This is a genomic window from Patescibacteria group bacterium (genome assembly GCA_023380635.1).
In the GTDB taxonomy this organism is placed as follows: Bacteria; Patescibacteriota; Microgenomatia; order JAMCZE01; family JAMCZE01; genus JAMCRP01.
On sequence record JAMCRP010000001.1, the window covers coordinates 22,197 to 36,186 of the forward strand.

Consider the following 13,990-nt stretch of genomic DNA (forward strand, 5'->3'; position numbering starts at 1 on the left):
TCACAGCTTATTCGTATCTGATGGCTTCAATGGGAGATAAATTGGCGGCTTTACGGGCGGGAAGAACACCAAAGACAATACCAATTATTGAGGAGACTCCCAAAGCCAGGGCCACAGAACCGAGATCAATGTAAGCGGGGAAAATGCTCTTGACGGCCAGGGTAATTAAAAAAGCCAAGAGTAACCCGACTAAACCGCCAAACAGAGATAAAATCACGGATTCCAGAAGAAACTGGGCCAAGATGTCTGACTTGGTTGCCCCTACGGCCCGGCGGATACCAATTTCCTTAATTCGCTCCGTTACCGAAACATACATAATGTTCATAATTCCAATCCCGCCGACTAGAAGAGAAATGGCGGCGATGGCAACCAAAACCGTATTAAGGATGGCGAAAATAGAATTAATGATAGAGAGAATCTCCGTCTGGTCGGCCACCGAGAACTTATCCTCGTCATATTTTTTCAGAAGCTCTTTTTTGATATCCGCTTTGACCGTGGCCAGATTAGTGCCGTTGGCCGCTTTGGCGTAAATGGCGTAAAACTTTTTGTCTTCAAGATAAGGGCTGGCTGCCGTGTAGGGGATAAAAACATGTTCGTCCATCGACGGGCCGCCCAGGCCGCCGCCGCCTTTTGGTATCAAAATTCCCACGACCCGGAAAGCCAGGTTGTCGATGCGGATCTTTTTTCCCAGAGCCGAATCAGCGTCGGCAAAGATTTCCGTCGCCACTTTGGAGCCGATGACTGCGACTTTCGCTCCTCTGCCGACATCGGCCTTGGTAAACATTTCTCCCTTATCGATTTCTAGGTTTAAAGTGTTAAAAACATCAGCCGGCCCGCCGACAACTTCGTAGGTTTTGGTATCGGTTTCGCCCTGGGTTTTGGAAAACTGGGCGGTCATCGGCAAGGCAGCCTCAACTCCCGGAACTCGGCTTACTTTCTGGGCGTCAGTAAGAGTGAATTTAATTCCTCCGATTCCGCCGGCCGCAGCCATGCCGCCGCCACTGCTTAAATCTCCGGGCATAATGTAAATCAGGTTGGTGCCCAGGCTTTCAAACTGCTGACGAATATATTCTTTAAGGCCCAAAGTGAAAGCCGTGAGTAAAACAACCGATAAGACCCCGATCAAAATACCCAGAGATGTCAAAAAAGTCCGCCCTTTATTGCGGGAAAAATCAAAAAGAGCCGATTTTAAGATAAAACGAAAATAGTTCATAAAAGAGTAATCACGAATATACAAATCCTATACAAATATACAAATCTACAAATTCGTATATTTGTATATTTGCGGCAATTCGTATATTCGTGAGATCACTTCTCAATATGTCCATCCCTGATTTTAATAATTCTTCTTGTCTTGGCAGCAATATCCGGTTCATGCGTAACGATCACGATAGTAATTTTTTCTTCTTTATTTAATTGGGCCAGCAGTTTCATAATTTCGTCGCCGGTTTTGGTGTCCAGATTGCCTGTCGGCTCATCGGCCAAAACCAGTTTTGGAGACATAATCAGGGCGCGGGCAATGGCGACCCGTTGCTGTTGGCCGCCGGAAAGTTTATTGGGAAAAGAGCGGGCTTTTTGGGCGATGCCAAAACGCTCCAGAAGGTAGTTTGCTTTATCTTCCGGATTATAGGAAAGTTTGTGCCGGGCGTAGACTGCCGGCAGGAGAATATTTTCCAGAACCGTCAGTTTAGGCAAAAGGTTGAATTGTTGGAAAACAAAACCGATAAATTCGTTACGCAGCTTGGATAAATTCGTATCCGAAACCCGGGAAATATCCTTATCGTCGATAAAAACTTTCCCGGAGGAGGGGAGGTCGAGAAGACCGATCAGGTGCATGAGAGTTGATTTACCCGAACCCGAGGGCCCCATAATCGCGCTGAACTCACCGTTTTTAACCGTTAAATTAATATCCTGCAGGGCCAGAAATTTCTGGTCATCACCGTCGAGGGTGTAGACTTTGGAAACATTTTGCAGCTTGATCATTAATCAGTCACCTGGATCCCTTCGGTCAGTCCTGATTTGACTTCCGTGTCGGTGTCAAAAGTGTCGCCGGTTTCAATGTTTTGTTTGATTCTTTTGCCGTTGGCCATAATCCAGACATATTTTGAGCCGTCATCGTTGGATTTAATGTATTTTGTCGGCACCGCAATCACATTTTGAGCCTCTCTGACAATAAAATCGGCATTCCCGGTCATGCCGAGACGGTAAGAATAATCGGAGTTGGTTACCGGCAGAGTCATTTTTACTTCATAAACAGTGCCGGTTTCGCCGGTCTCTGGCGTAAAGGAAATCGCGGTGATACCCGAAGTGATGGTTTTGTCAGGATAAGCATCAAGAATGATTTCTCCGCTTTGATTAGCGGCCAGCCTCACCACATCTGCCTGGTCTGCCGAGGCGGAGAAATAGAGGGTGCGAGGGTTAACAATATCAAATTCCGTCCCTGTGGAAGTAATGTTGGTCCCTGCAGTCGGTACCGGGTCGGAAACAACGATCCCGTCAATTGGTGTCCAGAGGTTAGAGTATTCAACCGCCAGGTTTTTAATTTCCACATCCGCGACCGTAGAATTAAGGTCAAACTGGGCTTTATCCAGAATTTTCTTCAGGTCGGAAGTTAATTGTGAATTATAATTGTCTTTGGCGGTTTCAAAATCCCAACGCTGCGACATATAGGCGTTCAGATATTTTTTCAGGTCGTCCTGGACTCCGCGTTGGTCCAAAGAGGCCAGGACCTGATACTTTTTGACAGTGTCGCCGGGCTTAACCCCTACCCAGATGAGCTGCCCGGAAGTTTGAAAATGAAGATTGGCGCTTTCGGCCGCTTTAATACTTCCGGAAAAAGACAGGGTTTCCGAAAGATTTTCCCGCTTAACGGTGTAGAAACTCTTTTTAGGGGTCAGTCTTGGCGCCAGAAGAAAAAAGTAACCTCCAAAAGCCGCTATGATTAAGACAGCCATAATAAAAAACCAGCGATGCTTGGTGATTTGGCGCATAAAGTTAATTACAGCGAGAGTATATCAGCTTTCAGGGTAGAGAGAACAGGAGAACTGGGGTCAGTGTAAGCTAACACCATGACGGTCGAGCCGGGTTTAAAATCAGCCAATTTGGCAGCGGAGAAAATGGTGCCGAGATTCTTTTTCAAAATGGCGCCGGTGAGGTCCACTTTGGTTTCGGGACCGCCGAATTCTTTAACCGTCAGAACATTTTTTTCGTTAGTTTTAATCGTCCCCACGAGATTATAACGATGAATTTTGACAATAATCTGCCGGGCCGTCATTTCCATATTTCCCGGGTCAATCGTCCCGAAAGCAGCCAGGTCGTCGCCGTCCTTAAGGTTGCTAAAAGTAATTTCCGCCCGCTTTCCAGCGGTGATCCGGTACAAACTGGTAACTTCGTTGGTAGTAATAGTGCGGTCGCCTTCAGTAGTCGAAATGACAATTGAGGCGGCCCCGACGGATTTAATTTTGCCGGTATAAGTTCTTTTCAGATCACCGGAGAGTTTATTGACCAGTTTGTTAACCTGGTCCTGGATTTCCTGAGAGCGGGCGGAAGAAGTAGCGGAGGGAGAAGGAGTCGCCGTCGCCGCTAAAGCGCTGCGGCTAAATAAAATATAAGATAGAAAGATTAAGAATAATAAGCTGGCTAGTTTCTTCATTACTGAGCAATTTCTAAAGTAACATTACGCCGGATGACAGCCGAGTTTGTTTGATTAGCAAAGGCCGTAACCGAAAGGTTATTTTCTCCCTCTTCCAATTTTATTGTTGTCTTAAAATTTCCGGAGGCGTCAGCGGAGGCGATTTTTTCGTCAGCGTTGGAAAAGACGACAACGGAGGCGACCGGAACGGTTTTTCCGGAAACGGAAAGGTTGGCTTCGGAGGTAGAAATGTTATCGTTTATCTGGTCCAAAGACAAAGCCAGGCCTGTCGCCCCGGAAACTTCCGGTTGTGCAGCTGATGTCGCAGCGATTTGTGGTTGCGGTTTAGTAAAGATCTGGTCCGGGGTTTTACCGATAGCGGGTAAAAATTTTTGGAAGGCGAAATAACCGCCTGCAGCGAGGACGCCGGCGGACAAACCAATGACGATAGTGATTATTTTTTCGCGGTTCACAGCCGGCGCCATTCTATGATACAGTTAAGTCTCTTGTCAACAAGCTTCATTGGGTTAAAATGCAGCTGATATGGAAATTAGTTTAAGTAAAGGTGACATAAAAATTAAAGGAAAAAATTCCCCGGCGTTAGTCAGTAATGCCAAGTTATCGGTGGGGGAGTTTGTTGTCCCCGGGCCGGGAGAGTTTGAAATTAACGGGGTGGATGTGGTCGGGGTGGCGGTCGATTCCCGGACGATCTACCGGGTCAATGTTGATAATGTTTTAGTAGTCTATCTGGATAACCTGGATCGGAAACTGACTGAGCAGGAGAGTAATCAAATTGGGCCGGCGAATGTTTTGCTAATTCCGGTGGAGACTCTCAGTGCTGACGCGGCCGCGGAAGTGGTTGCCCAACTTGAGCCCCAGATAGTGGTGCCCATCGGAAACAGTGAAAACCGGGCAAAATTTTTGAAACAAATGGGGACAGAACAGGCTGTCGCCCAAGCGAAACTAGTTACTTCTGCCGAAAAACTGCCGGAGACCACGACAGTAGTCGTACTTGAATAAATGGCCGATCCCAAAATTCCTCCTCATAGCCTGGAGGCAGAACAGTCTGTCCTCGGGGCAATATTAATTGACAAAAATGCCATTGTCGAAGTGGCCGGTTTTTTGCGCCCCGAGCATTTTTATGAAGACCGCCACGGACAAATTTTCTCGGCGATGCTGGCCCTTTACGAAGAACGTCGCCCGATTGATCTTCTGACTTTAACCGAAAAACTGAAAGGCCTGAAAACCTATAAAGATGTCGGCGGCTCAACCTATCTGACGGAACTGACGGCCGTGGTTCCCACTTCGGCTCATGTGGAAGAGTACGGCAAAATCATCCGGGAACTTTGTGCTAAACGCCAGCTTATAGCGGCTTCGGCGGCTGTGACCGAACTTTCCTTTGATTCCGGAAAAAATCTGCAGGATGTTTTGGACCAGGCGGAATCAAAAATCTTTAGCATTTCTCAGGAGAACCTGGAGCGCAATTTTGTTTCAATGAAAGATATTCTGACCCGGAGTTTTGACCGGCTGGATGAGATTCAAAAGCGAGGAGCGGGTCTTCGGGGAGTGCCGACTGGCTGGAAAGATCTGGATGATGTGTTAGCCGGGTTTCAGGAAAGCAATTTGGTCATTCTGGCGGCTCGGCCCGGCATCGGTAAAACAGCTTTTCTGTTAAACATCGCTCAGCATGTGGCGGTGAAGGAAAAAATGCCGGTGGGGGTCTTTTCCTTGGAAATGAGCCAAGAGGAACTGGGCGACAGGCTCTTGGTCATGCAGGCCGGTATCGACGCCTGGAAACTCAAGACCGGAAAACTGGACGATGAGGATTTAGACAAACTGCAGGACGCGATGGGAGTTTTGGCTGAAGCCCCCGTTTTTATTGATGACACGCCGGGCATAACTCTCATGGAAATGCGCACCAAAGCGCGCCGGCTCCAGATGGAACACGGATTAAAACTACTGTTAGTAGACTATTTGCAACTGGTTAACCCAGGACGCAGTCTCGAGTCCCGGGTCCAAGAGGTGTCAATTGTTTCCCAGGCTCTAAAAAACCTCGCTAGAGAGCTACGCATTCCTGTCATTTCTGCTTCGCAGTTGAATAGGCAAGTAGAGGCGCGTGGCTCCAAAAAACCGCAACTGGCGGATCTGCGGGAATCGGGATCAATCGAACAAGACGCGGATGTGGTGATGTTTTTATATCGCGGCGAAGAAACCAAAGACCTGGCCCCGGGAGACAAAATTCCGACTACCTTATCAATCGATAAACACCGCAACGGGGCGCTTCGCGAAATAAATTACATGTTTAACGGGGCGATGATGCAGTTTAAGCTTTTAGCCAAGACCTAAGTAGAAAAATATTTTGTGGCGCGGGAGGGAGTCGAACCCTCACAGCCTATTATGGCTACCAGTTTTTGAGACTGGCTTGTCTACCATTCCAACACCGCGCCAAGTATACCTAATTATAGCATTCTTATAGTCTCTCTCTAACATATAAATCCTATCATTCGAGCATGCCCGAGAAACCGAGTGAGCTGCCAAAAAATCTCAATAAAGCTCAGGAAACTTTCTTAACGCAGAAAACGCCGCCCCAATATGTCAAAACGCGGCCGGGACCCGGAGGAAAGCCCTTGTCCTATGTAGAAATAGGCTATGTGGTCAACCTGCTTAACCAGGCTTTTGGCTGGGACTGGGATTTTCAGATCTGGGAGCAGGAAATCGGCAAAAAACAGGTTTGGGTGCGGGGAGAACTCACGGTCCGGATAAACGATAAACAGATCACCAAAGCCCAATACGGCGGGGCAGATATCAAGTTTAACCGGGCCACCGGGGAAGCGATTAGCATTGCCGACGATCTTAAAGCCGCCGCCTCCGATTGCCTAAAAAAATGTGCCTCGCTTCTTGGTGTGGCCGGGGACATTTACTGGAAGGATCTGGATACTTGGAGCTCCGAAGAGTAGATTTGACGGGTCCTGTCTGCTCGACCACCCTTAAGGCGCTCAACCGCTAAGCTTGCGTACTCCAGTAGTCGTGCGCTCGCCGCTCAGTTTCGCGTTTAAGGCATCTGTCTCGCTGCCACCCGTCAAATCTGATAAAATATAATTATGACGTTGGAAGATATCTATCTGCTGGGTTTAAAAATGGCGATTGCCGCAGATCCCCGTGGCAAGGCGGGGGTGGAGAAATATTTGGCCCGTATCAAAAAGGAATATGAAGAACTGCCGGAAAAACAGAAGAAATATTTTGATAAAGAAAACTTAGTTAATCCCTATGTTGACTCCCGGATCCTTCTTGGTAACAGAAATAAAGTTATTAAAAAAATTTTAGTTGGCATCGATATTTATACTGGTGAAGTAGTTTTGGCAGATCGGCTGGGCGGAGTTGATTTATTAATTTCTCATCATCCTGAAGGTGAGAGTTGGTCGGCGCTTCATGAGGTTATGGATTTGAATGTGGATATTTTAGGAAGTTATGGCGTGCCGGTAAATGTGGCCGAACATTTGCTGGGCGAGCGAATGGGTGAGGTTCGCCGCCGTATTTCACCGGCCAATCATCAGCAGAATGTTGATGCTGCCAGGCTTTTGGGCTTTGCGATGATGTGCGCCCATACTTTTACTGATAATTTAGTCTATGACTTTTTAAAGAAATTGTTTGAGAAAGAAAAACCGGAAACCGTTGGCGAAGTCGTTGATCTTTTGATGACGATTCCAGAGTACCAGGAAGCTACCCGCGGTAAAGCTGGGCCGATGATTTTTGTGGGCGATGCGAAGAAACGGGCAGGTAAGGTGGCTCCGATTGAGATCACCGGCGGAACAGAAGGGTCGCCGCAAATTTACGAAAAACTGGCCCAGGCTGGAGTAGGGACCATTGTGGGTATGCATGCCTCGGAGGAACATCGCAAAGAGTCGGAAAAGTATCATGTGAACATGGTTGTCGCCGGGCACATAAGCTCGGATTCGCTAGGCATGAATTTATTCCTTGACGAAATAGAGCGTCAGGGTGTACAAATAGTGCCGTGCTCGGGGTTAATCCGGGTAAAGCGTAATAGTAAGTAATAGTAAATAGTATGGCCATGATTGGGGTGACTGAGTTGCGGTCAGGGACCGTCTTCGAGGATCCGTTAGTCGGAAACGGACCTTGGGTCGTGCTTAAGTACGAGCATGTCAAAATGGGCCGGGGAACGGCAACCATCAAAGTAAAAATCCGCAATTTAAAAACGGGGACCACGATCGAAAAGGCTTTTATTAACGGGGCTCGGGTTTCCGAGGTAATTCTGGAAAAGAAGCGCGGGCAGTACCTCTACCGTGACGGTGCCAATTTAGTTTTTATGGAACCCTCAACTTACGAACAGTTTGAGACCCCTCAGGATCTGGTCGGCGAGGCAGCAAAATTTCTTAAAGAGGGTACCGAGGTAGACCTAAAAATGTATGAAGGCCAAGCGCTTTCCGTCTCCTTACCGCTAAAAATGAAGTTTGAAATTACCGACACCGAACCGGGTTATAAAGGCAACTCAGTGACTAATATCTACAAAGACGCGGTTCTTGAAACCGGCGCCCGCATTAAAGTTCCCATGTTTGTTAATCAGGGAGAAATGGTCGTGGTAAATACCGATTCAGGAGAATACGTCGAACGGGCTAAGTAAGGCTCCAAAGCAGGAAAGCTCCGGCCACCGCCACCTGAGAAATTACTCCCCATGGGGCCATAAGCCGTGCGTCAAACCAGAGATCGTGGATATAGTGCTGGAATTTGTAAACACCTTTGGAAACGGGATTGTCAAAGCGGGGAAAAATATACGGTGCTTCCAGAAGATCAGGAGACTGGGCCACCAAGATCGCGATAAAGAAATACGCCGGATCAACAGATGGTCCCCGAAGAAGATAAAAGGCGGCGGCAGCAACAAAACCAAGGATAATATCAGCCGAAGTTTCCAGAGCAATCCGCTGGTGACTCTTGTTCTTATTGGTCATAATGTCCCAATGGGGAACCTTGTCCAAAAGCAGGTGAGAAGTAAAAACGAGCGGTAGACCAATGGCGGGATTAGTGACTTTGGAAACGATAGCCGCAGCAATTATCGAGTGCGCCGTTAGCGTCATCTTTTTAAGTTGTTTTTTTAGTATAGCAGCCCTTGTCAATTTCTGCCAGGTTTGTTAATCTTATTTGGGCCCGTATTTGGGGCCTAATATTTTGCTTAAGATGGCCCGGGCTTTGAAGAATATTACTTTTTTTCAAGTTCTGAAGATCGATGCCTTTCGTAACCTCTGGCTTTCCCAACTGCTATCTCAGGTGTTTTTAAATCTGCTCTTTTTCTCCCTCATGATCCGAATTTATGAAATTACCCGGAGCAATTCCGCCGTTTCGGTTGTTGTCCTGCTGGTGACAATCCCTAACATTTTTTTGGGAGCCTTAGCCGGCGTTCTGGTAGACCATTGGGGGCGCAAGCCGGTAATGTTTTTCTCCCATTTCCTGCGCGTTCTGGCGGTGCTGGCGTTTCTGGTCTCGGCAGAAACAATTGGCTGGCTTTACTCCCTGGTTTTTTTAATTAGTATTATTACCCAGTTTTTCTTCCCGGCGGAAGCGGGAACGATCCATGAAGTGGTTAAGGATCAAAAACTCCTCTTAACGGCTAACAGCCTTTTTTCCGTGACTTTTTTTGCTTCGGTAATTGTGGGTAATGTTTTGGCCGGACCGTTTCTGCAGCTTTTCGGGCCGCAGTGGACATTCATGGTCGTGGCGATGGCTTTTTTAGTTGCCTCGGTTTTCACCAGCAGACTTCCGGGAAAACCGGTTTGGGAATTTACTCAAACCCACCGGGAATTGGATTTTGCCAAACTTTTCAGCGACTTTCTGGTAGGTTTGGATTATCTTTATCATAATCCGGTTGTCCGGCGGGGAATTTATCTTTTAGGAGCCTCTCAGATTACCATCGGGATCCTAGGGGTCATTGCTCCGGGGTTTGCAGACCAGGTTTTACATTTGCCGGTCACAGATGTTTCGCTTTTGGTCATGGCTCCGGCGGCCGCCGGGATGGTATTGGGGGCGGTTTCCATCGGTCAATTTATGGGTGGCTTTAAACGGGAAAACCTGATTCAGGGCGGCTTTTTAGCGGCAGCGCTGGTCTTGATAATTTATTCTCTGGTGGATAAATTGGCTGGCCCGACGGGTTTACCGGTAATTCCGATCAGTCTGGTAATTCTTCTGACCCTTGGTTTTACCAATGCTTTTTTAGATATTCCGGTCAACACCTTAATTCAGGAAAATACGCCTCCCGAGATTCGCTCCCGGGTTTACGGAGTAGTTTCTTCAGTGATTGGTCTGGCCGGAGTGGTGCCGATTGTCCTGTCCGGAGCCTTGGCGGATGTTATCGGCGTACGGTTTGTGATGATGTTTACCGGCATAATCCTTTTGATCCTGGCGATAAAGTATAATAGAGAAACTTATGCTTCCAGTTCTTCTTAGGGTCGGCCCGGTCACTATTTACAGCTTTGGGGTTTTTTTAAGCCTGGCGGTTCTTTTGGCCTCATTTCTGGTTTGGAAGCAGGCCCGCAAAAAGGGTCTGCCGGAAGAAAAAGTTTTCGACACTTTTATTTTAACCATTTTTGTCGCCATAATCTTTGCCCGGCTGGGCTATGTTTTTTCCCACTGGGAGGTGTTCGGGGCAGATCCGTCGCGGATTTTTCTGTTTAATCATTACGCCGGGCTGTCTTTTCCCTGGGGTTTTGCCGGAGGATTAGTCGCCGCCATGGTAAGCTCGCACATTTTAGAATTGGAAAGCCTTCTGATTCTGGATTATTTTGCTCTGGCTTTCTCCTGGGCGGTTACCGTCGGCTGGGCAGGGTGTTTTCTTGACGGTTGTTTGGTGGGCGCCCCGAAATATCTTCTCCCGGCAATGCTGGTTATTTTTGCCGCCATTGCCGCACTCCTTTTGGCTCTTAACTATAAAATTAATGCTAGCCCCAAATTGGTTGATTTAGCGCGTCGCCCCGGGCTTTTTATGTCTTCCTACTTGATTTTTTTCCTGAGTTCATTTTTAATACTTGGTGAAGCTACTGGCAGCGCGGAAAAGGTTATTTACCTGGCGATAATTGCTGTTAGCGGCATTGTCTTTATGGTCAAGTTTCCTGCATCGGTATTAAAACAGATTAAAACCTACCTCGAAGAGAAACACCGCGACGCGGAACACCGGCTGCATGATCTTAAAAAAGAAGATCCGTTCGCGGATAATTCCCGGCTCTTGGATCGGGCATCGGAGGATACGGAAGCAGCAGCCAAGGCCGGACATGAACGCGTCGCCGCCATGCAACAGCAATTAAACCTCGTGATGGTTTCGACCCGCAAGGCTCTGACAAAGATTAAAATCGGTAAATACGGCATCTGCGAAGGCTGCGGCAAGATGATTGATACGGACCGTTTGGCCGCTATGCCGACAGCCACCCTTTGTTTATCCTGCGAAAAGAAGCGGGAGCGCTAATGTCTCCACGAATTATCTTCGAAGACGACGCACTTCTGGTGATTGATAAACCTGCGGGAGTGGTAGTTAACCGGGCGGAAACAGCCGCGAAATCAGAGACGATTCAGGATTTCGCGGAATTTAAAATTTTAAATTTAAAATTTAAAATTGTAACGGAAATAGAAAAGGAGTTTGCCAGCCGGGCGGGTATTGTCCATCGGTTAGATAAAGACACTTCAGGTGTACTGGTAATCGCCAAGACTCCCCAGGCATTCGAGAACTTAAAGAATCAATTTAAAAACCGGGAAACGACCAAAAAGTACCTGGCCCTGGTTCACGGGGAAGTCTATCCCGCCGCTGGCACGATAAAAGCCCCAATTGAACGCAATCCCTTTAACCGGATGCATTTTGGTGTTTTTCCCGGAGGAAGAAAGGCGGAAACGAAATATCGGATGCTTAACTATCTTAAGGATCTTAAGAATTTTAAGTTCACTTACCTCGAATGCGAACCGAAAACGGGCCGAACTCATCAAATTCGGGTTCATTTAAAATACCTCAACCATCCCCTCGTTTCTGATCCGATTTACGCAGGAAGAAAACAGTCGAAACAGGATCTAACCTGGTGTCCGCGGCTTTTTTTACACGCCGCTTCACTGACTTTTCGTCATCCGGTAACGGACGAAGTGATGTCATTTTCTTTGCCGCTGCCTTCCGATCTTCAGAGTGCATTAGATAAGCTGGTCAAAGTAGACTAATGAGATAAATTTGGTTTAGAATAAATTGATGGTATCTCTGTTGGTAGTTTTCCTGGTGGCTTTTTTAGGCGCCTGGGTTGCCAAGAAACTTAATCAGCCTGTTTTAACCGGTTATCTTCTGGCCGGTTTAATTTCGACAATTATCCTCGGTCCGGTTTTCCAGACAGCGGATCTTAACGAACTGGCAGATCTGGGGCTGGCTTTTTTAATGTTTGTCGTGGGGATGGAATTTTCTTTCCGCAGGCTTAGCCGGGTGCGCAATATTGCCGTTTTCGGAGCTATTATCCAGATGGTTCTAACGACCATAATTTTCTCCTTCTTTACCGGATCGATCCTTACCGGCGTAGTGTTTTCTCTGTCATCGACGGCGATTGTCGTGAAGCTGCTGTCGGAAAGGGGAGAGCTCGATACGCTCCCGTCGGAAATTATGGTTGGCTGGCTTTTGGTTCAGGATCTGGCGGTCGTGCCGATTTTAACCGTTTTGCCCGCCATATCCGTGGGCGGTTCGCTTAACTCGATGGTTTCCGCCCTGACTTTTTCGCTTCTTAAGGCAGCGGTTTTACTGTACCTCGTTTTAATTCTCGGCAAAAAGATTGTGCCCAGGCTTTTAACCAAGGTAGCAGAAACCGGCAGTCGGGAAGTGCTTCTAATTGCTGTTGTAGGGCTGGTCTTGCTTTCGGCAGCAGTAACCAGTTATTTTGGTCTGTCTTTTGCTCTCGGGGCGTTTCTGGCCGGGCTATTAATTGCTGAGGGAGCTTCGCAGCACGCGATTTTCAGCGAGATCCGGCCCCTGCGGGATGTGTTTGCCGTGGTCTTTTTTGTGACGCTCGGGGTTTTGGTTTCGCCGCAGTTTTTGGCAGCTAATTGGTTAATGGTTCTTAAATTTACCCTCTTGGTAATTCTTGTAAAGTTTGTCGTCAGCCTGGCGGTAACTCTGTTTTTCAAATACCATTTAAAAACGGCTTTACAGGTTGGTTTATCTTTAACTCAGGTAGGAGAATTTGCTTTTGTGGTGGCTCGCCTCGGGCTTTCCGGAAGTTTGATAGACCAAAACACCTACTCTTTAATTCTGGCGGTGACAATTTTAACAATGATGGTGACACCCTGGCAGCTTGGTTTAGCGGTGTCCGTTTATGAAGATCTGCGAAAACTGGCAGCGCGCTGGTCGCCCCGGCTCTACGACCTTTTATTCTCCAGTTTTGATCATTACCGCAAGGAACATTCGGAAGTGGAACTTTCCGATCATGTGGTCATTTGCGGCCACGGCCGGGTAGGAAAACATATCACGAGAATTCTGGCTATGGCCGGCGTGCCCTATGTCGTGGTGGACTATAATCACAATGTTACTTCGGAACTGGCAGCAACCGGGGTCCCCACAGTTTTGGGTGATCCGACCGACCGGGAAGTCCTGGCTTTTTCCGGTATCGGTCGGGCGAAAGCAGTCATGGTGGCAGTGCCGGACCGTTATTCTCAGGAATTAATTATTGAAAACGCCTTGAACCTTCGCCCGGGCGTCGCGATTGTCTGCCGGTCGCACTTTGAAGAAGACCACCGGCGGCTCTACGCTTTGGGGGCCACGGCGGTGGTTTCGCCGGAGCTTGAAGCCGGGCTGTCCATGAGCCACCGGGTCCTGGACTCTCTGGGAGTAGACAAGGTGCGGACAGCAACTTATCTTAAGCAAGCGAGAAGAGAAGTACAGTAACAATGAAAATTTTCAATTGTAAATTGAAAATTACTGAGGATGCCTAAATTTATTGCCAGGAATGACCCGTTCGTTTGCGAACACTGCCGTAAAAAGGTAGAACCAATTAAATATGGCGGTTCTTACCGCAACCACTGCCCATACTGTCTTTGGAGCAAGCACGTGGATAGCGATATGCCCGGCGACCGGGCCAATTCCTGCCAGGGTTTAATGGAACCCGTGGCCGTTACCACCCGGCGTACCGGGGAATTTGTCTTAACCCACCGCTGCGTCAAATGCGGCTTTGAACGCTTTAACCGGATTGCAGGCGACGATGATTTTGCTAAAATAACGGAGTTAAGTACCAGGCACTAAGATGAACCTTAGTTTCGGTCCCGAAAAAACCCGCAGGAGATTCGGGGAGAACATGAAATTTCTGACCGGACGAAGAAAGGGCCGGTTAAAGCTGAACGAGATTG

At 47.8% G+C, this 13,990-nt stretch carries 16 protein-coding genes and 1 tRNA gene; 10 read left to right on the top strand and 7 right to left on the bottom strand.

Translation table 11 applies throughout. The annotated features are described in order from the left end of the window. Positions 1-7: 7 nt before the first annotated feature. The 5 genes from M1403_00175 to M1403_00195 all read right to left on the bottom strand — a co-directional run bounded on the left by M1403_00175 (position 8) and on the right by M1403_00195 (position 4,116). Positions 8-1,213, bottom strand: coding sequence for an ABC transporter permease (locus M1403_00175; protein ID MCL4397441.1), 1,206 nt, complete (start codon positions 1,211-1,213; stop codon positions 8-10). A gap of 95 nt (positions 1,214-1,308) precedes the next feature. Continuing rightward, positions 1,309-1,983, bottom strand: a complete 675-nt coding sequence (locus M1403_00180) for an ABC transporter ATP-binding protein (GenBank protein MCL4397442.1) — start codon at positions 1,981-1,983, stop codon at positions 1,309-1,311. Next, positions 1,983-2,990, bottom strand: coding sequence for an efflux RND transporter periplasmic adaptor subunit (locus M1403_00185; protein MCL4397443.1), 1,008 nt, complete (start codon positions 2,988-2,990; stop codon positions 1,983-1,985). Before M1403_00185 ends, M1403_00180 begins: the two co-directional genes overlap by 1 nt. A gap of 8 nt (positions 2,991-2,998) precedes the next feature. Beyond that, a complete protein-coding gene (locus tag M1403_00190; protein MCL4397444.1) occupies positions 2,999-3,652 on the bottom strand; it encodes a hypothetical protein in 654 nt (217 codons plus the stop codon). Further along, positions 3,652-4,116, bottom strand: a complete 465-nt coding sequence (locus M1403_00195; GenBank protein ID MCL4397445.1) for a hypothetical protein — start codon at positions 4,114-4,116, stop codon at positions 3,652-3,654. Before M1403_00195 ends, M1403_00190 begins: the two co-directional genes overlap by 1 nt. A gap of 58 nt (positions 4,117-4,174) precedes the next feature. On the opposite strand from M1403_00195, the gene M1403_00200 reads away from it, so the two are divergent. Together M1403_00200 and dnaB are read left to right on the top strand one after the other, a co-directional pair. Next, positions 4,175-4,651 (top strand): MBL fold metallo-hydrolase, encoded by a 477-nt coding sequence (locus tag M1403_00200; GenBank protein MCL4397446.1) that lies wholly within the window; start codon positions 4,175-4,177, stop codon positions 4,649-4,651. After that, entirely contained in the window at positions 4,652-5,977 is a 1,326-nt protein-coding gene (dnaB, locus tag M1403_00205; GenBank protein MCL4397447.1) for a replicative DNA helicase, read from the top strand. A 16-nt stretch (positions 5,978-5,993) separates the two neighbouring features. On the opposite strand, the gene M1403_00210 is transcribed toward dnaB, so the two are convergent. Beyond that, positions 5,994-6,078, bottom strand: a tRNA-Leu gene (locus M1403_00210). 63 nt (positions 6,079-6,141) lie between these two features. Between M1403_00210 and M1403_00215 the strand changes: the two genes are divergently transcribed. The 3 genes from M1403_00215 (at position 6,142) to efp (ending at position 8,270) form a co-directional block, all read left to right on the top strand. Beyond that, a complete protein-coding gene (locus M1403_00215; GenBank protein MCL4397448.1) occupies positions 6,142-6,588 on the top strand; it encodes an RAD52 family DNA repair protein in 447 nt (148 codons plus the stop codon). 144 nt (positions 6,589-6,732) lie between these two features. After that, positions 6,733-7,683: an NGG1p interacting factor NIF3 gene (locus M1403_00220; protein MCL4397449.1), complete on the top strand. Its 951-nt coding sequence runs from the start codon at positions 6,733-6,735 to the stop codon at positions 7,681-7,683. Positions 7,684-7,694: 11 nt separating this feature from the next. Then, positions 7,695-8,270, top strand: a complete 576-nt coding sequence (gene efp, locus M1403_00225; protein MCL4397450.1) for an elongation factor P — start codon at positions 7,695-7,697, stop codon at positions 8,268-8,270. On the opposite strand, the gene M1403_00230 is transcribed toward efp, so the two are convergent. After that, positions 8,263-8,721: a hypothetical protein gene (locus M1403_00230; GenBank protein MCL4397451.1), complete on the bottom strand. Its 459-nt coding sequence runs from the start codon at positions 8,719-8,721 to the stop codon at positions 8,263-8,265. The two genes, efp and M1403_00230, sit on opposite strands and share 8 nt — an antisense overlap. 100 nt (positions 8,722-8,821) lie before the next feature. Between M1403_00230 and M1403_00235 the strand changes: the two genes are divergently transcribed. The 5 genes from M1403_00235 to M1403_00255 are packed head-to-tail and all read left to right on the top strand — an operon-like array spanning position 8,822 to position 13,886. Continuing rightward, positions 8,822-10,084, top strand: a complete 1,263-nt coding sequence (locus tag M1403_00235; GenBank protein ID MCL4397452.1) for an MFS transporter — start codon at positions 8,822-8,824, stop codon at positions 10,082-10,084. Continuing rightward, positions 10,065-11,096 carry a prolipoprotein diacylglyceryl transferase gene (locus M1403_00240; protein ID MCL4397453.1) on the top strand — a complete coding sequence of 344 codons (1,032 nt, stop codon included), beginning with the start codon at positions 10,065-10,067 and terminating at the stop codon, positions 11,094-11,096. Before M1403_00235 ends, M1403_00240 begins: the two co-directional genes overlap by 20 nt. Further along, positions 11,096-11,830, top strand: coding sequence for an RluA family pseudouridine synthase (locus tag M1403_00245; GenBank protein MCL4397454.1), 735 nt, complete (start codon positions 11,096-11,098; stop codon positions 11,828-11,830). The genes M1403_00240 and M1403_00245 overlap by 1 nt, the downstream gene beginning before the upstream one ends. Positions 11,831-11,858: 28 nt before the next feature. Next, entirely contained in the window at positions 11,859-13,532 is a 1,674-nt protein-coding gene (locus tag M1403_00250) for a cation:proton antiporter (GenBank protein ID MCL4397455.1), read from the top strand. Between the two features lie 39 nt (positions 13,533-13,571). After that, positions 13,572-13,886, top strand: a complete 315-nt coding sequence (locus tag M1403_00255; GenBank protein ID MCL4397456.1) for an RNHCP domain-containing protein — start codon at positions 13,572-13,574, stop codon at positions 13,884-13,886. The last annotated feature ends 104 nt before the right edge of the window (positions 13,887-13,990 follow it).

Excerpts from the sequence above, each read along its gene's own strand:
- M1403_00175 (MCL4397441.1), bottom strand. The coding sequence starts at position 1,213 with ATGAACTATTTTCGTTTTATCTTAAAATCGGCTCTTTTTGATTTTTCC.
- M1403_00180 (MCL4397442.1), bottom strand. The coding sequence starts at position 1,983 with ATGATCAAGCTGCAAAATGTTTCCAAAGTCTACACCCTCGACGGTGAT.
- M1403_00185 (MCL4397443.1), bottom strand. The coding sequence starts at position 2,990 with ATGCGCCAAATCACCAAGCATCGCTGGTTTTTTATTATGGCTGTCTTA.
- M1403_00190 (MCL4397444.1), bottom strand. The coding sequence starts at position 3,652 with ATGAAGAAACTAGCCAGCTTATTATTCTTAATCTTTCTATCTTATATT.
- M1403_00195 (MCL4397445.1), bottom strand. The coding sequence starts at position 4,116 with ATGGCGCCGGCTGTGAACCGCGAAAAAATAATCACTATCGTCATTGGT.
- M1403_00200 (MCL4397446.1), top strand. The coding sequence starts at position 4,175 with ATGGAAATTAGTTTAAGTAAAGGTGACATAAAAATTAAAGGAAAAAAT.
- dnaB (MCL4397447.1), top strand. The coding sequence starts at position 4,652 with ATGGCCGATCCCAAAATTCCTCCTCATAGCCTGGAGGCAGAACAGTCT.
- M1403_00215 (MCL4397448.1), top strand. The coding sequence starts at position 6,142 with ATGCCCGAGAAACCGAGTGAGCTGCCAAAAAATCTCAATAAAGCTCAG.
- M1403_00220 (MCL4397449.1), top strand. The coding sequence starts at position 6,733 with ATGACGTTGGAAGATATCTATCTGCTGGGTTTAAAAATGGCGATTGCC.
- efp (MCL4397450.1), top strand. The coding sequence starts at position 7,695 with ATGGCCATGATTGGGGTGACTGAGTTGCGGTCAGGGACCGTCTTCGAG.
- M1403_00230 (MCL4397451.1), bottom strand. The coding sequence starts at position 8,721 with ATGACGCTAACGGCGCACTCGATAATTGCTGCGGCTATCGTTTCCAAA.
- M1403_00235 (MCL4397452.1), top strand. The coding sequence starts at position 8,822 with ATGGCCCGGGCTTTGAAGAATATTACTTTTTTTCAAGTTCTGAAGATC.
- M1403_00240 (MCL4397453.1), top strand. The coding sequence starts at position 10,065 with ATGCTTCCAGTTCTTCTTAGGGTCGGCCCGGTCACTATTTACAGCTTT.
- M1403_00245 (MCL4397454.1), top strand. The coding sequence starts at position 11,096 with ATGTCTCCACGAATTATCTTCGAAGACGACGCACTTCTGGTGATTGAT.
- M1403_00250 (MCL4397455.1), top strand. The coding sequence starts at position 11,859 with ATGGTATCTCTGTTGGTAGTTTTCCTGGTGGCTTTTTTAGGCGCCTGG.
- M1403_00255 (MCL4397456.1), top strand. The coding sequence starts at position 13,572 with ATGCCTAAATTTATTGCCAGGAATGACCCGTTCGTTTGCGAACACTGC.